Here is a 26,607-nt window from a genome sequence, read left to right as displayed (position 1 = left end):
TGACCCGACCCATGGCGATCATCATTCGAATTACGGTCCCGGCGCTCTGAACCCAAGAGACGCCGGGCAAAGGTGTCTGACAACCCGCACCGACCGATCATCGACAGTTTTGCAAAGACCATCCGAAGGACGCCCGACATGTGCGCCGACACCGCCACGACACCCGATTACAAAGACACGCTGAACCTGCCCCGAACCGAGTTTCCCATGCGCGCCGGCCTGCCCAAGCGCGAGCCCGGCTGGCTGGAGCGGTGGGAGCGGATCGGTGTCTATGATCGCCTGCGCGAAAAGGCCGGCCGGCAGCCCTTCACGCTGCATGACGGGCCGCCCTATGCCAACGGGAACCTGCATATCGGCCACGCGCTGAACAAGACCATCAAGGACATGATCGTGCGCAGCCACCAGATGATGGGCCATGACGCGCGTTACGTGCCGGGCTGGGACTGTCACGGCTTGCCGATCGAATGGAAGATCGAGGAGCAGTACCGCAAGAAGGGCCGCAACAAGGACGAGGTGGACGTGGTGGATTTCCGCCGCGAATGCCGCGCCTTTGCCGACAAGTGGGTCGATATCCAGCGCGAGGAGTTCAAGCGGCTGGGCATCACCGGCAACTGGGCCGATCCCTACCTGACGATGGACTTCCACGCCGAGGCGGTGATCGCGGCCGAGTTCCAGAAGTTCCTGATGAACGGCACGCTCTACCAGGGGTCCAAGCCGGTGATGTGGTCGCCCGTCGAAAAGACCGCGCTGGCCGAGGCCGAGGTCGAGTATCACGACAAGGAGAGCTTCACGATCTGGGTGAAGTTCAAGGTGGCCGAGGCCGGCGGCTTCGTCCCCGCCGATGGCGAGGATGACGACTATGCCGGGGCCGATGCGGCGCTGGTCGCCAGGGACCTGGAAGGCGCCTATGTGGTGATCTGGACGACCACCGCCTGGACCATCCCGTCGAACAAGGCCGTGGTCTATGGCGACGACATCTCCTATGGGCTCTACGAGGTCACCGGGCGCCCCGAGGAATGCTGGGCCCGGATCGGCGACCGTTACATCCTGGCCGACAAGCGCGCCGACGACGTGATGATGCGCGCGCGGCTGGACGGTTCCATGTATCGCCGCCTGCGCGGCGTGAGCGCGGACGAGCTGGCCAGCCTGTCGTTGCGCCACCCGCTGGCCGGGGCTGAGGGCGCAAACGGCGAATGGGACGACCCCCGCGATTTCCGCGCCGCCGATTTCGTCAGCGACGAGGAAGGCACCGGGTTCGTGCATTGCGCGCCCAGCCACGGGATGGAGGAATACGAGCTCTACCGCGACCTGGGCATGCTGGATCAGGTGATCACCTACAACGTGATGGATGACGGCTCGTTCCGTGCTGACCTGCCGTTTTTCGGCGGCACCTATATCCTCAGCCGCAAGGGCGGTGAGGGCGATGCCAACACGGCGGTGATCGACAAGCTGGTCGAGACCGGCGGGCTGCTGGCGCGCGGCAAGATCAAGCATTCCTATCCGCATAGCTGGCGGTCCAAGGCGCCGGTGATCTTCCGCAACACCTCGCAATGGTTCGCGGCCATCGACCGCGCGGTGGGCGACGGACAGGACACCCACGGCAAGACCATCCGCGAACGCGCACTGACCGAGATCGACAACGTCAAGTGGACCCCGAAAACGGGACGCAACCGGCTCTATTCCATGATCGAGGCGCGCCCCGACTGGGTGTTGTCGCGCCAGCGCGCCTGGGGCGTACCGCTCACCTGTTTCGTGAAGAAGGGCGCGCTGCCGACCGACCCGGATTTCCTGCTGCGGGACGACAAGGTGAACGCCCGCATCATCGACGCGTTCGAGGCCGAGGGCGCGGACGCCTGGTACATGGACGGCGCCAAGGAGCGGTTCCTGGGCAACGACTACGACGCGGGCGAATGGGAGCAGGTCTTCGACATCCTCGACGTCTGGTTCGACTCGGGCTCCACCCACGCCTTTGTGCTGCGCGACCGCGAAGACGGCACCGAGGACGGCATCGCGGATGTCTACATGGAGGGCACCGACCAGCATCGCGGCTGGTTCCATTCCTCGTTGCTGCAGGCCTGCGGCACAATGGGCCGCGCGCCCTATCGCAACGTGGTGACGCATGGCTTCACGCTGGACGAGAAGGGCAACAAGATGTCCAAATCGCTCGGCAACACCATCGTGCCGGACGAGGTAGTCAAGCAATACGGCGCCGACATCCTGCGACTGTGGGTGGCGCAGACCGACTATACCGCCGACCAGCGCATCGGGCCGGAAATCCTGAAAGGCACCGCCGACAGCTATCGCCGCCTGCGCAACACGATGCGGTTCATGCTGGGCTCGCTGGCCGACTTCTCCGAGGCCGACCGCGTCGATCCCGCGGACATGCCGCGGCTGGAGCGCTGGGTGCTCAGCCGCCTGGCCGACCTGGATGAAAAAGTGCGCGCGGGCTATGCCGCCTATGACTTCCAGGGCGTGTTCAGCGCGGTGTTCAACTTCGCCACCGTGGACCTTTCCGCGTTCTATTTCGATATCCGCAAGGACACGCTCTATTGCGACGGCGACACAACTCGGCGCCGCGCCGCGCGCACGGTGCTGGACCTGCTGTTCCATCGCCTGACCACCTGGCTGGCGCCGGTGCTGGTGTTCACGATGGAAGAGGTCTGGCTGGAGCGCTATCCGGACGAGGACGGCTCGGTGCACCTGGTCGATTTCCCCGACACGCCGACCGACTGGCGCGATGCCGATCTGGAGGGCTACGTGGCCCGCGTGCGCCGGGTGCGCCGGGTCGTGACGGCGGCGCTGGAAATCCAGCGCCGGGACAAGGTGATCGGGTCCAGCCTTGAGGCCGCGCCGGTGGTGCATGTCGATGATGCGGACCTGCGCAAACTGCTGGCCACATTCGATGTCGACGACCTGTGCATCACGTCGGGCCTGACCGTGACCGGCGACCCGGCCCCGGCCGAGGCGTTCCGCCTGCCCGAGATCGAGGGGATCGGCGTGGTGTTCGAAAAGGCCGAGGGCGTGAAATGCCAGCGCTGCTGGAAGATCCTGCCCGATGTCGGGCGCCACTCGCATGCGGGCGTGTGTGGCCGCTGCGACGAAGCCCTCGGATAGCCGGATCGCTGCGACGATCATCGAGTTGGCGCAGGCGCGCGGGGCAGGCAAGACGCTGTGCCCGTCCGAAGCCGCGCGGGCACTGGCAAAGGACTGGCGCGAATTGATGCCCGACGTGCGCCGGGTCGCGGCACAACTGGCCCACGAGGGCCGGATCGCGGTCTACCAGCGTGGCGGGGTGGTCGATGCCGCCACCGGCGGACCGATCCGGCTCGGGCTGCCGCCGCAGTTGGGCTGAAGGCCTGACGCGAGCGGCTTGCGCCTTCGGCCCGGCATCTGCAAAGCTGACCTCATGAGCACAATCGCGGTGGACACGCAGTTCGGGCGGCTTGGCATCACCGAACGGGACGGCGCCGTCATCGGCGTCGATTGGGACGGCGTGGATGACGGCGTGCCGACCGACCTGTTGCGCGAGGCGGCGGCGCAGATGCGCGCCTACGATTCCGGTGCGTTGGAGCAGTTCGATCTGCCGCTAAGGGTCGCCGGCTCGGAGATGCAGCGGGCGGTCTGCGCGGCGATGCAGGCCATCCCCTTCGGCTATACCCGCACCTATGGCGAGATCGCGGACGAGTTGGGCTTTTCCGCGCAATCGGTCGGGCAGGCCTGCGGCGGCAACCCGATCCCGGTGATCATCCCCTGCCACCGGGTCATGGGCGCCAAGGGCCTCACCGGGTTCTCGGGCAAGGGCGGGGTCGAGACCAAGGTGGCGCTGCTGCGGCACGAGGGAGCGGCGGGGCTGCTGATCTGAACGGGTGGAAATCTGTTGCAATTCGGCGGTCTGCGGCCAAGACTGCCCACCGCAGTTGCGAAAGGGATCATGCCGCATGAGCACCAAAGAAGACCGCGCCGCGCTGAAACAGGCGGTGCACGACAAGCTGCTGTCGCTGGAAGAGGCCGAACTGGCCGCCGCCATCGCCCACTACCGGGCGTATATGGCCGACTCGCGCCTGGACGGGCGCGAAGTGCATGACAAGGACGACATGGTGGGATCGCGTGAAAATGCCGACCTCGCCGCCGCCTTCGACGCTCCGGTTCAGGCCCATCACGCCAAGGTCGACGCGATCGAGAACACCGATTTCGCCCTGACCGACACCGTGGAGCCCGGCGCGCTGGTGGTCCTGCAGAACCGCAGCTTCATCGTCTGCGTCTCGACCGCGCGGTTCGAGGTGAACGGCACGGCCTATATGGGCATCTCGCCGCAAAGCCCGATCTACCAGGCGATGGCCGGGCTCAAGGCCGGCGAGAGCTTCGAGCACAACGGGATCTCGTTCGAGATCGAGGACGTGCTCTGAGACGGCCCAGGCGGTCGCGCCGCTGCCTCAGCCGCCCAGGGTGCGTTTGATCCAGCCGGGCTTCTTGCCGGTCTCCTCGCCGTCCGCTGTCCCGCCTTCATCTGTCTCCGCCTCGGCCGGTCCCTCGACCTTGGCCTGGAGCCGCTCGAAGAACTGGTCGGCCATCTTCTTGGCGAACCCGTCGATGATGCGGCTGCCCAGCTGCGCCAGCTTGCCGCCCACCTTGGCCTCGACATCGTAGACCAGGCGCGTGCCCTCGGGGTCCTCCTCGAGATCGACCCGGGCGCTGCCCTTGGCGAACCCCGCGGCCCCGCCCTTGCCCTCACCGGTGAGGGTCAGCTGCTCGGGCGCCGTCATGTCCGACAGGACCACCCGGCCCTTGAAGGTCGCCTTGACCGGCCCGACCTTCTGCACGACCGTCGCCTCGAACCCGTCATCGGCGTTTCCGGTCATTTCCTGGCATCCGGGCACGCTGGCCTTGAGGACCTCGGGATCCAAAAGCGCCGCCCAGACCTCGTCGCGCGGCGCGGAGATGATGCGGGAATCTTTCAACTGCATGGCTCGACTCCTGAATTCTGGCGTCAGGCTATGCGGATCGTCACGGGCTGTCCATCGGGCAGCCATTGCAAAAGGGTCGCGCAGCGCGCTGCGGTGTTAAAGCGGTAGATTCTCGTGGAAAACTGGTGCTGCTGGAGAGAATTGAACTCTCGACCTCTCCCTTACCAAGGGAGTGCTCTACCTCTGAGCTACAGCAGCATTGTGGGCGGCTGATTAGACTCAAACCCGGCCCCGTGCAAGGGCTATCTGGACGCTTTTTTACGGCTCCTGTAGAGAATGGTCATGGCAGAGCGGAAACCACCCGAAAAAGGCAACCGGACAGGCAGCGAGCGTGAGGAGCGGCTGAAGGCCGCGCTCAAGGCGAACCTGGCGCGGCGCAAGGCGCAGACGCGGGCGCGGGCCGGATCCGGGACCAAGACAGACAAGAACGAGGGCTGAGCAGATGGACACGATACTTGTGACGGGCAACGGCCCGCTCCACGGGCAGATTCCGATCGCGGGGGCAAAGAACGCGTGCCTGACGCTGATGCCGGCGACGCTGCTCAGCGAGGACCCGCTGACGCTGACCAATGCGCCGCGGCTGAGCGACATCAAGACGATGACGACGCTGCTGCAATCGCTGGGCGCCGAGGTTTCGGCCCTGCAGGACGGGCAGGTGCTGGCGATGTCCAGCCACGACCTGACCAGCCACCGCGCCGACTACGACATCGTCCGCAAGATGCGCGCCTCGAACCTGGTGCTGGGCCCGCTTCTGGCCCGGCTGGGCGAGGCGGTGGTCTCGCTGCCTGGCGGCTGCGCCATCGGGGCCCGGCCGATGGACCTGCATATCGAGGCGCTCGAGGCGCTGGGCGCCGAGATCGACCTGCGCGACGGCTATCTGCACGCCACGACCAAGGGCGGCCTCAATGGCGCGGTGCACGAGATGCGGTTCGCCTCGGTGGGCGCGACCGAGAACATGGTCATGGCCGCGACGCTGGCCAAGGGCACGACGGTAATCAAGAACGCCGCCCGCGAGCCCGAGATCGTTGACCTGGTGACCTGCCTGCGCAAGATGGGCGCGCAGATCGCCGGCGAGGGCACATCGACCATCGAGATCCAGGGCGTCGACCGTCTGCACGGCGCCACGCACCAGGTGGTGACCGATCGGATCGAGCTGGGCACCTACATGATCGCCCCGGCCATCGCCGGCGGCGAGGTCGAATGCCTGGGCGGGCGCATCGACCTGGTGTCGGCCTTCGCCGAGAAGCTCGACGAGGCCGGCGTCTCGGTCGAGGAGACCGCAGGCGGGCTCAAGGTCGCGCGCAAGAACGGCCGCATCCGCGCGGTCAACGTGCGCACCGAGGTGTTCCCGGGCTTTCCCACCGACCTGCAGGCGCAGATGATGGCGCTGATGTGCACCGCCGAGGGTGTTTCGGTGCTGGACGAGACGATCTTCGAGAACCGCTTCATGCATGCGCCGGAGCTGGTGCGGATGGGGGCACAGATCGACGTGCATGGCGGCACCGCTACGGTGACCGGAGTGGATCGCCTGAAGGGCGCGCCGGTGATGGCAACCGACCTGCGGGCCAGTGTCTCGCTGATCCTGGCCGGGTTGGCGGCCGAGGGGGAAACGCGGGTCAACCGGGTCTATCACCTGGATCGCGGCTATGAACAGGTGGTGCGCAAGTTCGAGGGCGTCGGGGCAAATATCGAACGGATCAAAGAAGATGGCTGACGCGACATTCGAAGACGGCGGCGAGGCGCCGCTGAACCTCGGCGCCGAGGATGCCGAGGACCTGAAGGTGATTTCGGCCCTGGCCCAGGACGCGGTCTTTCCGGTCACCGAGATGCGCTGGCAGCCGGTGCAGTGCCGCTTTGCCCTGCTGCTCAACCGGTTCCGCTGGGAAGACCGCGACGCCGCCGAGCGCCGTGGCCGGCCCTTCGAGCGGGTGCAGACGCTGCTGGTCGTGGGCAACGTTCTGGCGGTGGCCAGCCAGGGCCTTGACCGCTCCGATACCGACCTGGTGCTGTCGCTTTTGTCGGTGAGCTTCGAGCCGGAAGCGGATGGCGCCGGGCATATCCTGCTGACGCTGGCGGGCGACGGTGCGATCCGGCTGGCGGTCGAGGCCATCGATGTCACCTTGCGGGACGTGACCCGCCCCTATCGCGCGCCATCGGGTCGGGTGCCCGATCACTCGACCTAGATGCGCAACAAGCGCGGCATATCCCAGGCATTCTCGGCGCCCGCCGCAGGGCTGATAATCCGCCAGGCCGACGTGTCCGACGTGTTCGACATGAGCCGGGTTCTGGTCTCGTCGATCCGCGAACTGTGCGCGTCCGATCACGGCGGCGATCCGGCGGTGCAGGACAGCTGGACCGCGAACAAGACGCCCGAGCGGTTGCGCGACTGGTTCACCGGCGGCCACGAGATCTGGCTTGCGGTGCTGGACGGCCGGACCTCGGGCGTGGGTGCGGTGGCCCCCGAAGGCGAAGTTTCGGTGCTTTACGTCGCGCCCGGATCGGCACGGCGGGGCATCGGCAGACAGCTTCTGGCCCGGCTCGAACGGGAACTGGTCCAGTCCGGTCATGCCGAGGCGCGGCTGGTCTCGACGCGCACCGCGCGGCCCTTCTACCTGTCGCAAGGCTGGCACGACGCCGGGGCGCCGGAACTGGCCTTCGGATTGCCGGGCTACCCGATGCGTAAATCGCTGCACCCGCGCCGCTGAGCCTTGAGGCGCGGGCCCGGGGCCTGTATGTCCGCAGCGCAGCACCGGAGGCCCTTATATGCCCGTCTTTCTCGACACCCGAGCGACCGACTTTGAAACCGCCTTTGCCGCCCTGCTGGGCGCCAAGCGCGAGGACAGCCCCGATGTGGACGCGGTCGTGGCCGGGATCATCGCCGATGTGCGCGCGCGGGGGGATGCGGCGGTGGTCGAATTGACCGAGAAATTCGACCGGATGCGCCTGACCGCCGACAAGCTGGCCTTTTCCGGCGCGGAGATCGACGAGATCGTGGCCCGTGTCGCGCCCGAGGACCGGGCGGCACTGGAACTGGCCGCCGAGCGCATCCGGGCCTACCACGTCCGCCAGATGCCCGAGGACGCGGAATGGACCGATCCGGACGGCGCAACGCTGGGCTGGCGCTGGTCGCCGGTCTCGGCAGCAGGGCTCTACGTGCCGGGCGGGCTGGCCTCCTACCCGTCATCGCTCCTGATGAACGCAGTGCCGGCCAAGGTGGCCGGGGTCGAGCGGCTGGCCGTCGCGGTGCCGACGCCGGATGGCCAGGTCAATCCGCTTGTGCTGCTCGCCGCAAAGCTGTCCGGCGTGGACGAGGTCTATCGCATCGGCGGCGCGCAGGCGATCGCGGCGCTGGCCTATGGCACCCAGACGATTGCACCGGTCGACAAGATCACAGGCCCCGGCAATGCCTATGTGGCGGTGGCCAAGCGGCGCGTCTTCGGCAAGGTGGGCATCGACATGATCGCCGGGCCGTCCGAGATCCTGGTGATCGCGGATGCCGACAACGACCCCGACTGGATCGCGCTCGACCTGTTGAGCCAGGCCGAGCATGACGAAAGCGCCCAGTCGATCCTGATCACCGACGACGCCGCCTTCGGCCGCGCCGTGGCCGCGGCGGTGGACCGGCGGCTGGAGACCCTGGAGCGGCGCGCGATCGCCGGGGCCAGCTGGCGCGACTTCGGCGCGATCATCAACGTGCGCGACCTGGGCGAGGCGGCCGATCTGTCGAACCGCATCGCGCCCGAGCATCTGGAGCTTTGCGTGGCCGATCCGCACGCCCTGAGCCGCAAGACCGTGCATGCCGGCGCGATCTTCCTGGGGCCTTACACGCCGGAAGCGGTCGGCGACTATGTCGGCGGTCCCAACCACGTGCTGCCCACGGCCCGGTCGGCGCGGTTCTCGTCCGGGCTGAGCGTGATGGACTTCCTCAAGCGCACGACCCTGGCGCAGATGACGCCGGCCGCGCTGGCCGCCATCGGGCCGGCCGCGGAACGGCTGGCGAACTCGGAAAGCCTGGAGGCGCACGGCCTGTCGGTGCGCGCCCGGCTCGACCGGCTCAATGGCTGAGGCGGAGTTTTGCCGGCCAGATGAACCGGAAATCCGACTGTCAACTGTACGCGAATGCGCTCCGTCAGGTTCTGCACCAAAGAATGCGGGTGGAATCTCTGACTGAAATGGTCAATCAAAGGGTGCGCCCGTGGGGCGCTTGGCCTGACGCAGGGAAGCGATGACCGAGGCAGAAATTACCGACAGCGGCCCGCGCCGCCGCGGTGCCCGAAGCACGAGCCTGCTGGGAGCGGTAGCCTATGCGACGGCCGCCGCCTGCCTGTTGCCGATGCTGGCCGTGGCCTTGGCGGCGCTGACCGGCGGCACCGACACGATCGAGCATCTGGCGGCCACGGTCCTGCCGCGCTACGCCGCGACCACGCTGGTGCTGGTGTCGCTGGTCTCGGCAGGCACGCTCTGCCTCGGCGTCGGGGCGGCCTGGCTGGTCACGATGACCCGCTTTCCGGGCGTTCGCCTGTTCGAGATCGCGCTGATCCTGCCGCTGGCCTTTCCGGCCTATGTGCTGGCCTATGCCTATACCTTCGTGCTGGACCATCCCGGCATCGTGCAGGCCAGCCTGCGCGCGATCACCGGCTGGGGGCCGCGCGACTACTGGTTCCCCGAGATCCGCTCGACCGGCGGCGCGGCGATGATGCTGATCCTGGTGCTCTACCCTTATGTCTACCTGCTGGCCCGCGCGGCCTTCCTGCAGCAGAGCGCCACCGCCTACCTGGCTGCCCGGGCGCTGGGCTCGGGGCCGTGGGCCGCGTTCCGCAAGGTGTCGCTGCCGATGGCGCGGCCGGCCATCGCCGGCGGCGTGCTGCTGGCGGTGATGGAGACCATCGCCGATTTCGGCACGGTGGCCTATTTCGGAGTGCAGACCTTTGCCACCGGCATCTACACAAGCTGGTTCACCTTGGCCGACCGGGCCGCGGCGGCGCAGCTGGCGCTGTGCCTGCTGGGCTTTGCCCTGCTGCTGGCGGTGGCCGAGCGGATGCAGCGCGGGCGCGCGAAATACGACCAGACCGGCAAGAGCCATGCCGGTCTGCCGCCGGTTCCGCTGCACGGCTGGCGCGCGGTTGCGGCCTGGCTGCTCTGCGCGCTGCCGGTCCTGCTGGGCTTTGTCCTGCCGGTGGTGATCCTGGTGTCGATGGGCCTCGATTCCGAACAGGATCTGCTCTCGCGCCGCTATCTGGGGTTCCTGCGCAACTCGCTGGTGCTGGCGGGCACGGCGGCCGTGGTCACCGTCTGCGCGGCGATCTGCGTGGGGTATTACAGGCGGTTGCGGCCCGGCCGGGGCAGCGCCACGGCCGCCTACCTGGCCCGGCTGGGCTATGCGGTGCCGGGCGGCGTTATCGCGGTCGGGCTGATGGTGCCTTTCGCGGCCTTCGACAACGCGCTGGATGCCTGGATGCGGGCGACCTTCGGCATCTCGACCGGGCTGCTGCTGACCGGGTCGATCTGGCTTCTGGTCGGGGCCTACATGGTGCGCTTCCTGGCCGCCGCGCTGGGCGCCTATGAAGGCGGGCAGAGCATGGTGCCCGCCAACATGGATGCCGCCGCGCGGTCGCTTGGACAGTCGCCGCTGGCGACGTTGCGGCGGGTGCACCTGCCGATCCTGACGCCCTCGCTGCTGACCGCGCTGCTCATCGTCTTTGTCGACGTGATGAAGGAACTGCCGGCGACGCTGATCATGCGGCCCTTCAACTATGACACGCTGGCGGTTCAGGCCTACAGGCTGGCCAGCGACGAGCGGCTGGAGGGGGCCGCGGTGCCGTCCCTGGTGATCCTTGCGGTGGGCTTGCTGCCGGTGATCCTGATCTGCCGGCAGGTTCGCCGGCACGGGTAAGGGGCAAGTCAGTCCGGGATCAGGTCGTTGGTGGCATAGGTCAGGGCCGAGTCGGCGATGCTCCGGTCATGGGTGCCCAGCAGCAGCAGCCCCTCGCCGTTCAGGAGCGTCGCGCGGCGGTGAACGTCGAATTCCTGCCCCTCGGCGGTGATGACCGACGAGCCCGAGGAACTGTGGTCGGTGTATTCCAGCTGTGCGCCGCGCAGGTCCAGCCGGCCGTGCTGCCGCGAAATCCAGGGATGGGCGAGGCAGATGTCGCACTCCTCGGCGCGACCGATGGTCAGGCTGTCGCCTTCCGAGATGCTCCAGCCCTTGCCGTTGCACTGGAATTCGGCGCTTTCGGTGCGGCGGCCCCGCTGGCCCTGGCCGGCGCCGAACACCACGGTCTGGGTGGCGACCTGTCCGGCCATGTAGGAATAGACATGGGTCGGTTCCTTCTTGCCTTTCAGCCGGATGCCACCCAGCGACACGAAGAGCGGGCGATGTTCGGGCGGCAACCGGTCATAGGCATCGTCACCGATCAGCACCTCGCCGGGTTTCGACAGCGCGGCAAGGCGCGCGGCGGTGTTCACGGCATTTCCGTAGATGTCCTTGTCCATGCTCAGCACCTCGCCGTGGAACAGGCCGGCATGGATCGACATGCCGTGGGGCCAGGCCTCCTCGACCATCTCGCGGGCGGTCTGCATGGCGGGCAGGGGGTGGGCGAAATAGCTCAGCGTGTCGTCGCCCTGCGACTTGACGCAATTGCCGCCGTTGGCTTCGATCAGGTCGCGCATCCGCGCCAGCACCAGGCCGATCTGGGTCAGCGCCTCGCGCTGGGTGACCTGTTCATAGAGCCGGGTGCTGCCGGTGATGTCCGCGATCAGAACGCAAGCGGTCGCCATGGAAAATCCGTGATCTGGGGCCGTCCCGTCCCCGGGAAATCATTGGCAAGAGTTTAGCAGCCTTTGCGCCCTTGCGGCAACCGCGCCGCTAGAGCGTCACCAGAAGGTAACGCGCGCCGCGGGACGGCCCCGTCTCGAACCCGGCGGGACCGGCGAGGTGATAGCGCAGGCAGTCGCCGCCCGAAAGCGCATGGGGCACCCCGTCGATCGTGGCGGTCAGCGCGCCGTCCAGCAGGACAAGGTGACATTCGCGGCCGGGCCGCGCCGGCGGCTCCTGCCGCGCCCGGCTGTCGGGGGGCAGATGGCCTTCTTCGATCTCGGCCTGCAGGCCGGGGGCGGACGGAGAGACGGCGCGGATCGTCCGGCCGGTGTTGGGCTCGGTCCATTCGGTCTGCCGGTCGAACGGGATCCGGGGCGTGAAGCTCTCCTCGACCGTCATCAGCAGGCGCGAGGGCGGCACGCCATGCGCGGCAGCGAGCCGGTTCAGCACTTCGGCCGTCGGGCTGACCTCGGCGGTTTCGATGCGCGACAGGGTGGCGCGGCTGATCCCCGACAGCGCCGCCAGCCCGTCCAGCGTAAGCCCACGGGCGCAGCGCAGGTCACGCAGTTGGGCGGCGAGCCGTTCGGTCAGGACATCGGGCATCGGTCATATTCGGGAAATTTGTCCAATCACGGGAATATTGCTTGGAAAATAATTCATGTCAATCTGCGGCGGGTCCGCGTCCACTTGCTTGCGACGCAACTAGCCTTCAAAGGCCGGCGTCACCACCGCGGCCTGTCACGAACGCTCTGCCGCGGTGAAGGCGGCCAAACAGACCGGTGATTCCCGGCTCGCGCCGCCGGATTCTGTTCTGGGCCAGCATTCCCCGCCATTCGTCCGGGCAACCGGTCTGAGCCGCCGCATTCTATGGCGGGCTCCCCGGCGATCCGACTGGCGCAGTCTGCTCCTGCATCATGCTCGGCAGACCGGCGGCCGAAGAGATGACGTCCGCGAGTTGCTCCGAATTGCCCTCGACTGCGAGACGGGCTCGGCCCAGTCGCGGATGAAGCTTTCGTGCAAGAACCCACGCTCCCAGCAGGCCGGCACCGCACGCGGCGAAGATCCCTGAGAGTGGCGCAACGAGAAGCACCAGCCAAGCGGCGCCGGGTGTCAATATCCCGGAGACGTCGCGGAAACTCGAATAGATCGCGGACATCTCTGTCCGCTCCGAGGGCTTGACGGCGAGCAGGAACGGAAGGCCGGCGGAGACGTCAAGCAGTATCAGAAAGAACGAACCGGCCATCAGAAGGACGACCGCCCGATCAGGCGAGCCACTCTGAATGCCGGCCAGAAGGAACAGCAGCCCCGACATCAGAAAACCGGTTCTGACCGCTGTGCGCACCGACCGGTGCGTCATGTATCGAAGCATGAGCGGAGTGCAGAACAAGGCGGCATTGGATATTGATAGCGCGATGCCCCCAAGTTGGCTCCCGAGACCGTTCTGGACCGCGTAGATCGGCAAATAGACCACGTAGACCCACCACCCGCATGATCGAACCACGGCAAAGACCCAGCCCGCGACCAACCGAGGTTGTGCGAAGAACCGTCCGAAATATGCGAAGGAGCTGTTGGGGGCCCTTGGACTCTTGCTGATCAGCTTGCCGTTTCCGAGGCGCATCACAAGAAAGATCAACAGCATAGCGCTCGCTGCGCTTGCAGCTATGAAGAACGGCGCAGGTCGCCACCATGCATAGAGAACCGTGCCGAGCGCGGGCCCGACCGTCCATCCCAGCGCGCTGTAGAACAGCCGAGACGTTTCGAAACGCCCAAGTTCGATCTTGGCGACATGATCGAGAACATAGGCGTTGAAGCACACGAAGGTCGTGACGACGGCGAAAGTCGTGAGCGCGAGCCCGATGACCGCCGCGGCGGGCGCCTCGAGGATCGTCACGAGCGCACCGCTGATAAACAGCAGGGCGCCGAACACGTAGACCCACCACCTGGGAACGAACCGCACGGCATAGGGAACAAGCAATCCGATCACCAGGGAAACCGCGCCGATGACGAAGTAGACTTCGGACACGATGCGCGGGTCGTGCAGCGCGTTGAACATCACCAGAGGAAAGACCGAAACCAGGATCCCTCTGGCAATCGCCTCGGTTCCTGCAAGGACGGCGAACCCGCGAACGCTCGGCGCGGGCGCGTGGCGAAGCCATTCGGGTATACGGCGCTCGTGCATCGAAATTGCTCACGTTACCGGTGACCAATCAACGCAGATGCCTCGGCATTTCTCTTCCGCTAGCGACTCGATGTCGTTTTCGGCCGATCGCTCGTTACACGGCGGAACGGAATTGCCGCATTCCTGCGAACTGACGGCCTGTTTCACCGGCGCAATCAGCGCCGTTGCCGTGCTGCACGCAAGAGGGGCACGAACCCGGTCCGCGCCCCTTGTCTGGTTAGTTCCGGTGACCGGTTACTTCCAGCCGACCTGGTCGAAGATCTTCTGTGCCTCGGGCACGTTCTTGGCCACCTTGGACAGGTCGACATCGTCGGCCTTGAACTCGCCCAGCTTCTGCACCGACTCGGCCAGCGGTACGCCCGGGGCCGCCGGGAACTCGTCATTGCCGGCCGAGAAGTATTGCTGTGCCTGATCGCTGGCCAGGTATTCCAGGAACTTGATCGCGTTCTCGCGGTTCGGTGCATTGGCCGCGACGCCGCCACCCGACAGGTTCATATGCGCGCCCTCGGCGTCCTGGGCCGGGAACACCCAGCCGATCATGTCGATCTCCGAGGACAGCCCGTCCACGTCCTTGCGCAGGGCGCGGGCGAAATAATAGGTGTTGGCAACTGCGATGTCGCATTCGCCCGAGACGATGCCGCGCAGCTGGTCGGTGTCGCCGCCCTGCGGGTCGCGCGCGAAGTTGTCGACCATGCCCTGCGCCCATGCCTTGGCCGCCTCGGCGCCGTGGTTCTCGATCACGGCCGACAGCAGGGTCTGGCTGTAGACATTGGTCGAGGAGCGGTGGCAGACCATGCCCTTGTAGGCCGGATCGGCCAGGTCGACATAGGTTTGCGGCGGGTTTTCGACCTCGTTCTTGTCGTAGAAGATGATGCGCGCGCGCTGCGAGAAGCCGAACCACTGGTTGTCATTGTCCTGCAGGTTGGCGGGAATGCGCTCTTCCAGCACGTCGCTGTCGATGGACTGCAGGACGCCCGCGTTCTTGGCGCGCTCCAGCCGCGAGGTGTCAACGGTCAGCAGGATGTCGGCGGGCGAGTTCGCGCCTTCGGCCTGCATCCGGGCGATCAGCTCGTCGGCCTTGCCCTCGATGCGGTTGATGGTGATGCCGGTGGCGTCCTCGAAATCGGTGTAGAGGCGCTCGTCGGTGTCGTAGTGGCGCGAGGAGTAGAGGTTCAGTTCGCCCTCGGCCGCGGCGGCACCGGCAACGGTGGCGATCAGGGCGGCAGCAATGGCGGTGGAAGTGGTCTGCATGTGGTGGTTCCTTCGAATCGAGGTGGATTTAATTCCCGACTGAAAGGATCAGTTAAAGAAATCCCAACGGCATGCAAGTAAAAACCGACAAAAATTCTCGGGCAATGGCTGCGCCCCCGCGCGCCCCCGAACGCAAAGGCGCCCCGCGCGGGGGCGGGGCGCCGGAACGGATCGCCGGGCGATCAGTGCAGGTCGAAGCGGTCGGCCTCCATCACCTTGGTCCAGGCGGCGACGAAATCGGCCACGAACTTGGCGTCCGCGTCGTCCTGCCCATAGACTTCGGCCAGCGCGCGCAGCTGCGAGTTGGACCCGAAGACCAGGTCGACGCGGGTGCCGGTCCACTTGACCTCGCCGCTGGCCCGGTCACGGCCCTCGAACAGATCCTCCTTGTCCGATAGCGGCGCCCAGACGGTGCCCATGTCCAGCAGGTTGACGAAGAAGTCGTTGGTCAACTGCCCGGGCCGGTCGGTCAGAACGCCGTGGGTGCCGCCATCGTGGTTGGCCCCCAGCGCCCGCATACCGCCCACCAGCACGGTCATCTCGGGCGCGGTGAGCGTGAGCAGTTGCGCGCGGTCGATCAGCAGATCCTCCGACGAGACCGAGTATTCCGCCTTCTGGTAGTTGCGGAACCCGTCGGCTGCCGGCTCCATCACCTCGAAACTGTCCAGCTCGGTCTGCTCGTCGCTGGCGTCGGTGCGGCCGGGCGTGAAGGGCACGGCGATGTCGTGGCCCGCGGCCTTGGCGGCCTTTTCGACACCGACATTGCCGCCCAGCACGATCAGGTCGGCCAGCGACACTTTCTTGTTGCCCGGGGCCGCGGCGTTGAAGGCGTCCTTCACCGCCTCCAGGGCGCCCAGCGTTGCCGAAAGCTGCGCGGGATTGTTGACCTCCCAATCCTTCTGCGGGGCGAGGCGGACGCGCGCGCCATTGGCGCCGCCGCGCTTGTCCGATCCGCGGAAGGTCGAGGCCGAGGCCCAGGCCGCAAGCACCAGATCCTGCACCGACAATCCGGTTTCCTGGATCTTGGCCTTGAGTTCGGCGATGTCGGAATCGTCGACCAGGTCGTGATCCACAGGCGGGATCGGATCTTGCCAGATCAGGTCCTCGGCGGGAACTTCCGCGCCGAGATACCGCGCCTTAGGGCCCATGTCGCGATGGGTCAGCTTGAACCAGGCGCGGGCGAACGCCTCGGCGAGCTCCTCGGGGTTCTCGTGGAAACGTTTCGAGATCGGGCCATAGATCGGGTCCATCTTCATCGCCATGTCGGCGGTGGTCATGATGATCGGTACCTTCTTCGACGGATCCTCGGGATCGGGGGCCATGTCCTCTTCGCGCAGGTCCTTGGGCGTCCATTGCCAGGCGCCGGCCGGGCTTTTGACCAGTTCCCAATCATAGCCGAACAGCACGTCGAAATAGCCGTTGTCCCACTGGGTCGGGTTTGGCGTCCAGGCGCCCTCGATCCCGCTGGTGATGGCGTCGCGGCCCTTGCCGCTGCCGTGGGTGCTGATCCAGCCAAAGCCCATCTGGTGCAGCGGCGCGCCTTCGGGTTCGGGGCCGACATGGGCGGCGTCGCCGGCGCCGTGGGTCTTGCCGAAGGTGTGGCCGCCGGCAGTCAGGGCCACGGTCTCTTCGTCGTTCATCGCCATGCGGGCAAAGGTCTCGCGGATGTCGCGGCCCGAGGCCAGCGGATCGGGATTGCCGTCGGGGCCTTCGGGGTTCACGTAGATCAGGCCCATCTGGACGGCGGCTAGCGGATCCTCGAGCTCCCGGTCGCCGGAATACCGGCTGTTCGGGCTGTCGCTGGTGGCCAGCCATTCGGACTCGGAGCCCCAATAGATGTCTTCCTCGGGTTCCCAGATGTCCTCGCGCCCGCCGCCGAAGCCGAAGGTTCTGCCGCCCATCGATTCGATGGCGCAATTGCCGGCCAGGATGATCAGGTCGGCCCAGGAGATCCGGTTGCCGTATTTCTGCTTGATCGGCCAGAGCAGGCGCCGCGCCTTGTCCAGGTTGCCGTTGTCCGGCCAGCTGTTGAGCGGGGCAAACCGCTGGCTGCCCGACGAGGCGCCGCCGCGCCCGTCCGCGGTGCGGTAGGTGCCGGCGCTGTGCCAGGCCATGCGGATGAACAGCCCGCCGTAGTGGCCGTAATCGGCCGGCCACCAGTCCTGACTGTCGGTCATCAGCGCATAGAGGTCGGCCTTCACCGCGGCCAGGTCGAGCTTCTGAAATTCCTTGGCATAGTCGAATCCCTTGCCCATCGGGTCGGTCAGGGCGGAATTCTGGTGCAGGATCTTCAGGTTCAGCTGGTTGGGCCACCAGTCCCGGTTCGAGCGGATGCCGAACCGCGTGGCGCCATGCATGACGGGGCATTTACCAATATCGTTGCCGTCCATCTCAAGCTCCCTTTCTTGCTGTGATGATTGATTGCGGACCCGTTTTTCGCGGGCGCTCACCATGACCCTAGCGAAGGAAATGGATAGAGATAAGTTCAATCTTCTGATGTAGGCGATAAGGTTCAGTTATCAGGTGCCATATGGGCGCGCACAAGGGGCCGCCCCGGCGTCCGTCTTGGGAACCCGCCGGGTGCGCGGGACGTTGGACCCCAATATCCCGACCTGTCCCAACCCGAGGAGAAAGCGTCATGCCCGCACGGTCCAAAGCCCAGCAGAAAGCCGCCGGCGCCGCCCTGGCCGCCAAGCGCGGCGAGGCCAAGGTGTCGTCTCTGCAGGGCGCGTCGAAGGAAATGTATGACAGCATGACCGAAGAGGAGCTGGAGGAGTTCGCCTCGACCGACCACGACGATCTGCCGGAAAAGAAGGACAGTTGATGCGATGTCTTGGACTATCGGAACGGTTCCAGACGCGGCCGGTTCGCGCCTGCCGGAGGTAATGCGCGATGTCGCCTGACGCACTTGCCCAGGAATTCGCGTCGACACTGTATCTGCCGTGGCAGTTCATGTTGGCGCGTGTTCTGGGCGCGACGATCCTCACCGGACTGATCGGGCTTGAACGCGAGGCGCGCGGGCGTCCGGCGGGCCTGAGAACACACATGCTGGTCGGGCTTGCGGCATCGGCCTATTGCATCACCACGCTGGAGCTGATCGCGATGGATTACGGCACCGAGGTCAAGCTGGATCCGCTGCGCCTGGTCGAGGCGGTGACCGCCGGCGTTGCGTTTCTTGCCGCCGGAATGATCGTGTTCAGCAAAGGCGAGGTCAAGGGCCTGACCACCGGCGCCAGCCTGTGGCTGGCGGCTGCGGTGGGCGTTGCCGTCGGCATGGGGTTCTGGCCGCTGGCGGCGATGGTCACGCTGGCCGCGCTGACCATCATCCGGGCCATCGGATTGCTCGAAGGGAGAGCCGAAGGCGATTGAGGCGGGCGATATGAGCAACGGGACCGGAGGCCGCGCGGCGGGCACGGCGGCGGAGAACGAACAGGCATTGAGTGCCCTGGTCGACCGTCTGCGCGCTGCAAGCGGGCAGGACAGCGTGACGGTGAAGGATGCCGTCGATGCGGTGGGCCGGCGCAGTCTCCTGCCGCTGCTGCTCGTGCCCGCGCTGGTGGCGGCAACGCCGTTGTCGGGCATCCCCGGGCTGTCCGCCCTGAGCGGGATCCTGATCGCGCTGATCTCGTTCCAATTGCTCATGAGCTATGACGAGGTGCGCCTGCCGCGCAGGTTGTCGCGCTACTCGGTCGAGGGCGACGCGCTGCGCAAGGCGCTGGAAAAGTCGCAGCCGGTGATCGGCCTCCTTGACCGCTTCACGCGGCCCCGGCTGACGGTGCTGTTTCATCGCCCGATCATCACGCTGGCCGAACTTCTGTGCCTGGCGTCGGGCCTGCTGATGCCCTTCCTCGAGGTCATCCCCTTCTCCGCCTCCTTCGCGGCCAGCGGCGTGTGCCTGCTGGCGCTGGCTCTGCTGACCCGTGACGGGCTCCTTCTGCTGCTTGCGCTGCTGCCTTACGCCGCGCTGGCGGCGCTGTTTCTCTAGCGGCGCAGTCGCTACATCAGCGGGCGGCGTTGCGGCTTCTCGTGCTCGACCAGGGCGAGGTCGGCCAGTTTCCCGGGGTTCTTCACCTCCAGATGGCCGTCCTTCCAGCGGGCCAGACCCTTGGACCGCAGGGTTTTCAGCGTCTTGTTCGTGTGCACCAGAGACAGGCCCAGCGCGTCGGCCAGATCCTGTTGCCGGAACGGCAGCGGCACGCGGCCCGCGGTTTCCAGGCCGACCGCCTTCAGACGGTCATACATCCGCACCAGGGCCCAGGCGATGCGCTGGGCGGCGTCGCGCTGGCCCAGCGTGGCGATGGTCTCGCCCAGGAAATGCTCTTCCACCGCGGCGATCCAGGTCAGGTCATAGGCGCGGTCCGGATGCGACCGGAACAGCCGCCACAGCTCGTCGCGCCGAAAAACGCACAGGGTCATGTCCGTGGTCGCCTCGACCGAGTGCTGCAACCCGGCCTGAAGCCCGGCGAAATCGCCCGGAAAGAGGAAGTTGATGACCTGGCGACGGCCATTCTCGAGCGTGGTGTATCGCGTTCCCATGCCGCTCAGCACGGTAAAAAGCTGCGGGCTGTTCGACCCTTCCATCAGGATCGTCGTACCCGGCTCGACCGTCAACTCGCCGGTCTTGAAGGATTGCATGAAGGTCAGCTCGTCCTTTGTGAAGGGCGAAAAGATCGACCGTTTGCGAAGCGGGCAGCTCTGACACGAGGTGGGGGGCATGACCGTGATTCCTTTGCTCGGTATGTCACAGTTTAATGCCCGCGCCGCGAAATGGATGCATGTCTCCGGTTAATCCCGGGAGGACAGCATCATGCAACCGAATGGCCCGCACGGGCCGGACACCTATCTTGTCGTCGTCGCGGATTTCGTGGTCCTGCAAGATCTGGCGGACGCGATCCGCGGATTCGACCCCGAGGCTGTGATCCTCACCCACAGCGCCCGCGCTGACGCCCTGGCCTCACTGGAAGCGCATGACCGGATCTCGGTCGCCTTCGTCGAGGCCGGGCCGGAACTGGTCGAGGCCAGCAAGCTGGATGTGGCGGTCGAGCAGCGCGGCGGTCGGCTGGTGTTGCTGGGCGACGACGCCGAGGCCGAGCTGGAGGCCGGCAGCCCGCTCATATCGGACTGGCTGGTGATGCCGCGGCCGTTTTCCAACCGGACCATCCTGAACTGGCTGGCGCCGGGTGGCGACGCCAAGACGTGACCCGGCGACACGCCCGACCGGCAGCGGCTGCCGGTCGGGACGCGGTTGCGGAACGCGGTCAGGCCGCAAGCGTTTCTGTCGACGAGAAGAACATCGCCTGGCTCACGGCCGAGCGCACCTGATCCTCGGAAAACGGCTTGGTGATGAGAAAGGCCGGCTCCGGCCGCTCGCCGGTCAGCAGACGCTCGGGGAAGGCGGTGATGAAGATCACCGGAAGCTCTTCGAACTGGCCCAGGATGTCGTTCACCGCGTCGATCCCCGAGGAATTGTCGGCAAGCTGTATATCGGCCAGAATCAGGTCGGGCTTCTCGCGCGCGGCCAGCTCCACCGCCTCCTTGCGGGTGCGGGCGATGCCGGTGACGCGGTGGCCCATCTCCTCGACGATGTTCGAGATATCCATCGCGATGATGGCCTCGTCCTCGATCACCATGACTTTGCCGCGCACGGAATTGTCCATCTCGCGGCGGGCGATGTCGATGAAGTCCGCCGCCTCGTCCTCGGTCACGTTCATGATCTGGGCGATCTCGGTGATGGTGAATCCTTCGACGGCAAAAAGCAGCAGCGCCTCGCGCGTGTTGGGCGTCAGGCCGGCCATGTGCGATTGCGCGCGCTCCGAGAGTTGGCTGTCGGCATCCTCCACCGGCGCGCCGGCGCTGTTCCAGACCAGGTGGAAGGCGCGGAAAAGCGCGACCTTGGCCTTGTCCTTCGACGGCGCATCGCTGTCGTCGAGCAGGATCGCCTCGAGCGTGGCCGCCGCATACCGGTCGCCCGTGTCCTGGCTTCCGGTCAGGGCGCGGGCATATCTGCGAAGAAAGGGCAGGTTGGATGCAACCGAAGTGGCGAAATCGCCCGTATCGCTTGACGGCATTTTCATCTCCCAAAGTGAAATTCTTTGGAACCAACGCGGGTGCCATGCGTTAGGTTCCCTACGGACGGCAGAAAATCAATATGTGCGAGTAGGCGAGTCAGGGCAACCAGATGAATCAGGGCAAGGACAACGCGAAATTGCGTTCTCAGATCGACCAGAACCTCAAGCGCGTCTACCAGGAGGCGCTGGAAGAGGAAGTGCCGGATCGCTTCAAGGAACTCCTTGAGCAATTGCGGCAGAAGGAATCCAGGAAATGAACAACGCGGTCGATCCGCGTGAAGAGTTGCCCGAGCATCTGCCGGCCCTTCGCGCCTTTGCAATGAGTCTGTCCGGCAATTCCGCCACGGCCGACGACATCGTGCAGGACACGATCGTCAAGGCATGGTCGAATTTCGACAAGTTCGAGCCGGGAACGAACCTCAGAGCGTGGTTGTTCACCATCCTGCGCAACACGTTCTATTCCCACACCCGCAAGCGCAAGCGCGAGGTGGCCGACCCCGACGGCATCCATGCCGGTCAGCTGAGCGCCAAGCCCGGGCATGACGGGCGGCTGGCCTTCAACGACTTTCGCGTGGCCTTTGCCGAGTTGTCGGCGGAGCATCGCGAGGTGCTGATCCTGGTCGGCGCCTCTGGCTTTTCCTACGAGGACGTGGCCGACATGACCGGGGTTGCCGTCGGCACGGTCAAGAGCCGCGCCAACCGTGCCCGGGCACGGCTGTGCGAATTGCTGGGGCTGGACGAGGGCGAGGATCCGGTTGCCGAGACCGATGGCGAAACGCTGGCGGTGCTGGCCGCGTCCGGGGGTTCGACAGTATGACGGAGGTCCAGCCGCGGCGGCGGCTGCGCGACCTGCTCGGTTTCCGCCTGGCGTTTGTCCTCGCTGTTGTCCTTTTGCCGCTGACGCTGATTTCCGTGCTCAAGTCCATGGCGGTGCTGGAAGAGTCGCGCGCGCGGTCCGAAGCCGCCCTGACCGGAGAGACCATGCGCGCGACCAGCGGCGAGCTGCGCCTGATCCAGGAGGCGCGCGGGGCGGCCACGGTCCTGGCGGGCAGCCTTCCGCGCATGACCGGCGATCTCGACGCCTGCTCGCAGGCGCTGCGCGGCATGATGGAGGGCGGGGAGCGGTACTCCCTGATCGCCTTTGTCCCGGTGGACGGGATCAGCCGATGCAACTCGGCGGGGCGGGAGTTCGATTTCTCCGGTGATCCGCTTCACGAACGCGCGTCGCAGGAATTGCAGACCTCGTTTGCGGTCAAGCCGGTCGGGCTGGTGTCCGGCGCGTCGGTTCTGGTCGTGTCGCATCCGGTGTTCGACGAGGGTGGCGCGTATCTCGGTCTTGTCAGCCTGTCGATTCCGCATTCCGGCCTGCGCGTCGCGCCCGACAGGGGAGACGCGCCGGACCCGATGCTGACGGTGCTGACCTTCGATCCCGCCGGCAACGTCCTGACCGCATCGCGGCAGCTCGACAGCCTTGAAGAGGCGGTGCCCGCCGACCGTGCCCTTCAGGCGCTGACGGTCGAGGTGGCGCAATCCTTCACGGCGGTTTCGGCCGCCGGGCAGCGGCGCGCCTTTTCTGTGGTACCGCTGGTTCCCGGTGAGCTTTTTGCACTGGGGTCGTGGCCCTTCGAGGGCGCCGGAACGGTGATCGGGTTCTTCAACAAGATCCCGGTGCTGTTCCCGATCCTGATGTGGCTGGCCAGCCTGGTCGTGGCCTGGCTGGCGGTCGAGCGACTGGTAACGCGCAACGTCCGTCGCCTGTCGGCCTCGCTGGTGTCCTTCGCCGGGGGCAGCCGCCTGGTGGGCGACATCGACATGCGCGACGCCCCGCTGGAGCTGCGCGAAATGGCCGAGGCCTATGACATGATGACCGAGAACATCCTGCAGGACGAGGCGCAGCTGGAGGACATGGTGCACCAGAAGGAGGTGCTGCTGCGCGAGGTGCACCACCGGGTCAAGAACAACCTGCAACTCATCGCGTCGATCATGAACATGCAGATGCGCCGCACCCGGTCGGCCGAGGCCAAGACCATAATGAAGGGGCTCCAGGACCGGGTCATGAGCCTGGCCACGATCCACCGCGAACTGTATCAGACCGCCGGTCTGACGGACATCCACTCCGACGAGCTTCTGTCCACCATCGTGGGGCAGATCGCCAACCTGGCCGATGGCCCGGATCACCGGTTCTCGCTGAAGACCGATTTCGACGACATCCGCCTGACCCCGGATCAGGCCGTTCCGCTGGCGCTGCTGGTGGCCGAGGCGATGACCAACGCGATCAAATACGCCTCGGCACCCGAGGGCGAGGCGGCCGAGATCCGGGTGGCCCTGAAGCGCACCGGCGACGAAGAGGCGGAGCTGAGATTGCGAAATACCGTCGACCCCCGCGCGACCTCGATGGACGAGGAGGTGGCGGCGATTGACGACGGTCAGGACAAATCCGGTCTAGGGCTTCAGCTGGTCTCGGCCTTTTCAATGCAGATCGGCGGGCAGGTCGAACGCGAGGACGGTGATGCGTCCCACTCGTTGACCATCGCCTTCCGGCTGGCGCCGCTGGCCGATGGCGAAGAGCGCAACTGCCGGGCCGAGGCGGAAGCGGCGGAACCCGTGGAATGATCGGCGCGTTGAGCGTCCATGTGAAACAACACGCAAGTGGGAGATATGCTGCGCAGCGATGACCATACCCGCCGGCAGAAGACGTTCGATGTTCTGCTGACGGCGGAGGAGGCCTATCCTGCGCTCGAGCGCGAGTTTCTCGATGCCCGCACGGAAATCTGGGCCAGCTTTCGCGTCTTCGACCCGACCACCCGCCTGCGTTCCGAGGCGGCCCGCGAATTCGGCGAGACCTGGACCGACCTGATTATGGCGACGTTGCAGCGCGGCGTTGTCGTCAACCTGATCATCAGCGATTTCGACCCGATCGTGCGGCCGGAACTGCACAGCTGCACCTGGAAGGCGCACAGGCTGTTGACCGAGGCCGCCGACCTCTGCGGGGTCGCCGACCGCCTGCGCCTCAACCCGGCGATGCACCAGGCGCGGACCGGACTCTTCTTCCGGTGCCTGTTCTGGCCTGCGATCCTGCATCGGCAATTCCGGGCCGCCGGCTGGTTGAACCGCCAGTCGCAGCCCGACCGCGCGTCGGCCATCCGCGACATGCCTGGGCTTAGGAAAGCGCTGGTGCGCCGCGCGGACGGGCGGTTCCGTCCCCGCCTCTGGCCCCTGCCCAAGCTGTGCCCGGCGACGCATCACCAGAAGCTGGCGGTATTCGACCGCAAACGGCTCTATATCGGCGGGCTGGACCTGGACGAACGGCGCTACGACTCGCCCGATCACACGCGCGAGGCGGAACAGACCTGGCATGACGTGCAACTTCTGCTCGACGGCCCCGCGGTGCGCGAGGCGCAGGACCACCTGGAGAGTTTTCTGGACGTGACCTCGGGCATCCGCTCGCCGGCGCCGGGCCGCCGCCTTGTGCGCACCATGTCGCGGCCCTATCGGCAGGATTTCCTGCACATGGGACCAGAGCCCGTCGTGTCCGAGATCGCGGTGGCCCATGAACACCTGGCACGGCGCACGAAGCGCCTGATCTATGTCGAGACGCAGTTTTTCCGCGACGTGAAGCTGGCACAGCTCCTGGCCCGGCGCGCGCGCGACAATCCGGATCTGGGCATGATCCTGATCCTGCCCGGCGCGCCGGAGGAGGTGGCGTTCGAACGGCGGGTGAAGCTGGATGCGCGCTATGGCGAATACCTGCAGTCGCGCGCGCTCAAGGTTCTCAGAGAGGGGTTCGGCAACCGCCTTTTTGTCGGCGGTGCGGCACAGCAGCGCCGCCATCCCGGAACGTCGGTGAACGACACCGGGCGCGACCGGCTGAACGGTGCGCCGATCGTCTATATCCATGCCAAGGTCTCGATCTTCGACGACACCGCGGCGATCGTTTCCTCGGCCAATCTGAACGGGCGGAGCCTGCGCTGGGACACCGAGGCGGGACTGTTCGTGAGGGGCGCCGCCGATGTCGGCAAGCTGCGGCACAAGGTCATGTCGCACTGGCTGCCCGAGACGCCGGGCGAGGGGTTCTTCGATCCGCTGCGCGCCGTTCCGGAATGGCGCAGGCTGGCGCAAAAAAATGCCCGTCGCCGCCCCGACCAACGCGAGGGGTTCCTGCTGCCCTATGACATGAAGGCGGCCGAGGAATTCGCAACCGACGTGGGCATCATCCCCGACGAGATGGTGTGAGCGTGCCCGCGCCCCTCAGGCCGGCTTGGCGGCGCTGAACGGTTTCGTGGTGACCTGGCTGAGCACCATGACCCAAAGCAGGAGCGGAATCGCGACGATCCCGCCGATGGGCCCCCACAGCCACAGGCCGAAGACCAGCGACAGGAACACCAGCAGAGGATTGACCTGCATGTGGCGTCCGACCAGGCCGGGCGTCACGAACTGGGCCTCTGTCGCGTTCAGCCCCAGGAAGGCCACGCCTGGCGCAAGCGAGAGGATCCCGTCGAACTCGGCCACGCCGACGAACAACAGCACCACGAAAAAGATCGCCGGGCCCAGGTAGACCACGAAATTGGCCAGGAAGGCGACGACCCCCAGGACAATCGCGTTCGGCACGCCCAGCAGCTGCAACATGATCGCCGTGGCCGTGCCGAGGCCGGCATTGATCATCGTGATCGTCAGGAAATAGCGTGACACGTTGCGTTCGGCCAGCCGCAGCCGCACCGCCAGTTCGGCCCGTTCCCCGCGGCGCGACAGGCGCAGCGACAGCCAGTCATAGATCTGGCTGCGCGTCAGCAGGAAGAAGAACAGTGTGCCGATGAAAATGACGATCTGCGACAGGACCGCCGGGGCCACCAGCAGCGCGTCGGTGACGGTGGGCATCTGTACACCCTCCTCGCCGCCCTCGCCCTCGGCGGTCGTGCCTGCGGCCGTGGATACCGCTTCGCCGGCCTCTCGGCTCACGCCGCGAACGAAGCCCCGTGCCGCCTCGACGATCTCGCGGATATCGGCCCAGACCCTTGGGGCCTGTTCGACCAGCCGGATAACGACCGGCTGAAACACGAAGACCAGGGCGGCCATGACCAGCAGCGTTCCCACCAGCCCGATCAGAGCGCCCCAGACCGGCGAGTAACCGCGATCTTCCCAGAAATCGGAGAGTGGCGACAGCACCACGCCGGCGACCAGCGCGAGGGTCAGCGGCGGCAGGATCGTCTTGCCCAGGCTGAGCGCGAAGATCAATGTGATCGCCCCGATGAAGATGAGCGAAACTTGCGCCAGCCTGTCCAGTCTTTTCACGTCCAATCCCCCTTGGCTGCACGTCAACGCCTCGGGCGC

At 66.4% G+C, this 26,607-nt stretch carries 27 protein-coding genes and 1 tRNA gene; 18 read left to right on the top strand and 10 right to left on the bottom strand.

The annotated features are described in order from the left end of the window. Positions 1–138 precede the first annotated feature (138 nt). From ileS to BMX57_RS12430, 4 genes are all read left to right on the top strand, one after another. Positions 139–3,114 (top strand): isoleucine--tRNA ligase, encoded by a 2,976-nt coding sequence (gene ileS / locus BMX57_RS12445; protein ID WP_092367362.1) that lies wholly within the window; start codon positions 139–141, stop codon positions 3,112–3,114. Continuing rightward, entirely contained in the window at positions 3,086–3,352 is a 267-nt protein-coding gene (locus BMX57_RS12440; protein WP_229724248.1) for a DUF3253 domain-containing protein, read from the top strand. The genes ileS and BMX57_RS12440 overlap by 29 nt, the downstream gene beginning before the upstream one ends. Positions 3,353–3,406: 54 nt before the next feature. Further along, the gene (locus BMX57_RS12435) at positions 3,407–3,862 is read left to right on the top strand and encodes a methylated-DNA--[protein]-cysteine S-methyltransferase (protein WP_092367356.1); all 456 of its coding nucleotides are present in this window, start codon (positions 3,407–3,409) and stop codon (positions 3,860–3,862) included. 76 nt (positions 3,863–3,938) lie between these two features. Beyond that, on the top strand, positions 3,939–4,406 hold the full coding sequence (locus BMX57_RS12430) for a hypothetical protein (protein ID WP_092367353.1): 468 nt from the start codon (positions 3,939–3,941) through the stop codon (positions 4,404–4,406). A gap of 27 nt (positions 4,407–4,433) precedes the next feature. Here BMX57_RS12430 and BMX57_RS12425 read toward each other — a convergent pair whose 3' ends face one another. Together BMX57_RS12425 and BMX57_RS12420 are read right to left on the bottom strand one after the other, a co-directional pair. Next, on the bottom strand, positions 4,434–4,964 hold the full coding sequence (locus BMX57_RS12425; protein ID WP_092367350.1) for an SRPBCC family protein: 531 nt from the start codon (positions 4,962–4,964) through the stop codon (positions 4,434–4,436). Positions 4,965–5,087: 123 nt separating this feature from the next. Beyond that, positions 5,088–5,162 (bottom strand) — tRNA-Thr (locus tag BMX57_RS12420). Between the two features lie 84 nt (positions 5,163–5,246). On the opposite strand from BMX57_RS12420, the gene BMX57_RS20685 reads away from it, so the two are divergent. The 6 genes from BMX57_RS20685 (at position 5,247) to BMX57_RS12395 (ending at position 10,857) form a co-directional block, all read left to right on the top strand. Further along, positions 5,247–5,402: a hypothetical protein gene (locus BMX57_RS20685; RefSeq protein WP_177175454.1), complete on the top strand. Its 156-nt coding sequence runs from the start codon at positions 5,247–5,249 to the stop codon at positions 5,400–5,402. A 4-nt stretch (positions 5,403–5,406) separates the two neighbouring features. Then, positions 5,407–6,678: a UDP-N-acetylglucosamine 1-carboxyvinyltransferase gene (gene murA, locus BMX57_RS12415; RefSeq protein ID WP_092367347.1), complete on the top strand. Its 1,272-nt coding sequence runs from the start codon at positions 5,407–5,409 to the stop codon at positions 6,676–6,678. Next, positions 6,671–7,147: a DUF2948 family protein gene (locus BMX57_RS12410; RefSeq protein WP_092367344.1), complete on the top strand. Its 477-nt coding sequence runs from the start codon at positions 6,671–6,673 to the stop codon at positions 7,145–7,147. The genes murA and BMX57_RS12410 overlap by 8 nt, the downstream gene beginning before the upstream one ends. Beyond that, complete coding sequence (locus BMX57_RS12405) at positions 7,148–7,669, top strand: GNAT family N-acetyltransferase (RefSeq protein ID WP_092367341.1); 522 nt, start codon at positions 7,148–7,150, stop codon at positions 7,667–7,669. A gap of 58 nt (positions 7,670–7,727) precedes the next feature. After that, positions 7,728–9,029 carry a histidinol dehydrogenase gene (gene hisD / locus BMX57_RS12400; protein ID WP_092367338.1) on the top strand — a complete coding sequence of 434 codons (1,302 nt, stop codon included), beginning with the start codon at positions 7,728–7,730 and terminating at the stop codon, positions 9,027–9,029. 160 nt (positions 9,030–9,189) lie between these two features. Next, positions 9,190–10,857, top strand: coding sequence for an ABC transporter permease (locus tag BMX57_RS12395; protein ID WP_092367336.1), 1,668 nt, complete (start codon positions 9,190–9,192; stop codon positions 10,855–10,857). Between the two features lie 8 nt (positions 10,858–10,865). Here the strand turns inward: BMX57_RS12395 and BMX57_RS12390 are convergent, their stop codons facing one another. The 5 genes from BMX57_RS12390 to katG all read right to left on the bottom strand — a co-directional run bounded on the left by BMX57_RS12390 (position 10,866) and on the right by katG (position 17,601). Next, positions 10,866–11,741: an adenylate/guanylate cyclase domain-containing protein gene (locus tag BMX57_RS12390; protein WP_092367333.1), complete on the bottom strand. Its 876-nt coding sequence runs from the start codon at positions 11,739–11,741 to the stop codon at positions 10,866–10,868. A gap of 88 nt (positions 11,742–11,829) precedes the next feature. Beyond that, on the bottom strand, positions 11,830–12,384 hold the full coding sequence (locus tag BMX57_RS12385) for a helix-turn-helix domain-containing protein (RefSeq protein WP_092367330.1): 555 nt from the start codon (positions 12,382–12,384) through the stop codon (positions 11,830–11,832). Positions 12,385–12,646: 262 nt separating this feature from the next. After that, entirely contained in the window at positions 12,647–13,960 is a 1,314-nt protein-coding gene (locus tag BMX57_RS12380) for an MFS transporter (RefSeq protein WP_092367327.1), read from the bottom strand. A gap of 234 nt (positions 13,961–14,194) precedes the next feature. After that, on the bottom strand, positions 14,195–15,211 hold the full coding sequence (locus BMX57_RS12375) for a Fe(3+) ABC transporter substrate-binding protein (RefSeq protein WP_092367324.1): 1,017 nt from the start codon (positions 15,209–15,211) through the stop codon (positions 14,195–14,197). 182 nt (positions 15,212–15,393) lie between these two features. Next, the gene (katG, locus tag BMX57_RS12370) at positions 15,394–17,601 is read right to left on the bottom strand and encodes a catalase/peroxidase HPI (RefSeq protein WP_092367321.1); all 2,208 of its coding nucleotides are present in this window, start codon (positions 17,599–17,601) and stop codon (positions 15,394–15,396) included. 248 nt (positions 17,602–17,849) lie between these two features. Between katG and BMX57_RS12365 the strand changes: the two genes are divergently transcribed. From BMX57_RS12365 to BMX57_RS12355, 3 genes are all read left to right on the top strand, one after another. Further along, positions 17,850–18,035 carry a DUF3008 family protein gene (locus BMX57_RS12365; RefSeq protein ID WP_092367318.1) on the top strand — a complete coding sequence of 62 codons (186 nt, stop codon included), beginning with the start codon at positions 17,850–17,852 and terminating at the stop codon, positions 18,033–18,035. A gap of 68 nt (positions 18,036–18,103) precedes the next feature. Beyond that, positions 18,104–18,580 (top strand): MgtC/SapB family protein, encoded by a 477-nt coding sequence (locus BMX57_RS12360; protein ID WP_092367315.1) that lies wholly within the window; start codon positions 18,104–18,106, stop codon positions 18,578–18,580. 10 nt (positions 18,581–18,590) lie between these two features. Next, positions 18,591–19,196: an exopolysaccharide biosynthesis protein gene (locus BMX57_RS12355; RefSeq protein WP_092367312.1), complete on the top strand. Its 606-nt coding sequence runs from the start codon at positions 18,591–18,593 to the stop codon at positions 19,194–19,196. Positions 19,197–19,207: 11 nt separating this feature from the next. Here the strand turns inward: BMX57_RS12355 and BMX57_RS12350 are convergent, their stop codons facing one another. Continuing rightward, complete coding sequence (locus BMX57_RS12350) at positions 19,208–19,927, bottom strand: Crp/Fnr family transcriptional regulator (protein WP_092367309.1); 720 nt, start codon at positions 19,925–19,927, stop codon at positions 19,208–19,210. Between the two features lie 91 nt (positions 19,928–20,018). Between BMX57_RS12350 and BMX57_RS12345 the strand changes: the two genes are divergently transcribed. Further along, the gene (locus tag BMX57_RS12345; protein WP_092367306.1) at positions 20,019–20,411 is read left to right on the top strand and encodes a hypothetical protein; all 393 of its coding nucleotides are present in this window, start codon (positions 20,019–20,021) and stop codon (positions 20,409–20,411) included. A gap of 58 nt (positions 20,412–20,469) precedes the next feature. Here the strand turns inward: BMX57_RS12345 and BMX57_RS12340 are convergent, their stop codons facing one another. Next, positions 20,470–21,279: a response regulator gene (locus tag BMX57_RS12340; RefSeq protein ID WP_092367987.1), complete on the bottom strand. Its 810-nt coding sequence runs from the start codon at positions 21,277–21,279 to the stop codon at positions 20,470–20,472. A 110-nt stretch (positions 21,280–21,389) separates the two neighbouring features. On the opposite strand from BMX57_RS12340, the gene BMX57_RS12335 reads away from it, so the two are divergent. Genes BMX57_RS12335 through BMX57_RS12320 form a run of 4 tightly spaced genes read left to right on the top strand, consistent with a single transcriptional unit; the run spans position 21,390 to position 25,512 of the window. Next, on the top strand, positions 21,390–21,536 hold the full coding sequence (locus BMX57_RS12335) for a NepR family anti-sigma factor (protein WP_092367303.1): 147 nt from the start codon (positions 21,390–21,392) through the stop codon (positions 21,534–21,536). After that, entirely contained in the window at positions 21,533–22,096 is a 564-nt protein-coding gene (locus BMX57_RS12330) for an RNA polymerase sigma factor (protein ID WP_092367300.1), read from the top strand. Before BMX57_RS12335 ends, BMX57_RS12330 begins: the two co-directional genes overlap by 4 nt. Next, on the top strand, positions 22,093–23,892 hold the full coding sequence (locus BMX57_RS12325; protein ID WP_092367297.1) for a sensor histidine kinase: 1,800 nt from the start codon (positions 22,093–22,095) through the stop codon (positions 23,890–23,892). Before BMX57_RS12330 ends, BMX57_RS12325 begins: the two co-directional genes overlap by 4 nt. A gap of 45 nt (positions 23,893–23,937) precedes the next feature. Then, positions 23,938–25,512 carry a phospholipase D-like domain-containing protein gene (locus BMX57_RS12320; protein WP_092367294.1) on the top strand — a complete coding sequence of 525 codons (1,575 nt, stop codon included), beginning with the start codon at positions 23,938–23,940 and terminating at the stop codon, positions 25,510–25,512. 15 nt (positions 25,513–25,527) lie between these two features. Here the strand turns inward: BMX57_RS12320 and BMX57_RS12315 are convergent, their stop codons facing one another. Then, the gene (locus tag BMX57_RS12315) at positions 25,528–26,568 is read right to left on the bottom strand and encodes an AI-2E family transporter (protein ID WP_177175453.1); all 1,041 of its coding nucleotides are present in this window, start codon (positions 26,566–26,568) and stop codon (positions 25,528–25,530) included. Positions 26,569–26,607 lie beyond the last annotated feature (39 nt).

This window comes from Cribrihabitans marinus, from assembly GCF_900109035.1.
Classification (GTDB): Bacteria; Pseudomonadota; Alphaproteobacteria; order Rhodobacterales; family Rhodobacteraceae; genus Cribrihabitans; species Cribrihabitans marinus.
The sequence above is the reverse complement of the archived record's forward strand: the minus strand, read 5'-3'. Positions and strand labels throughout refer to the sequence as shown.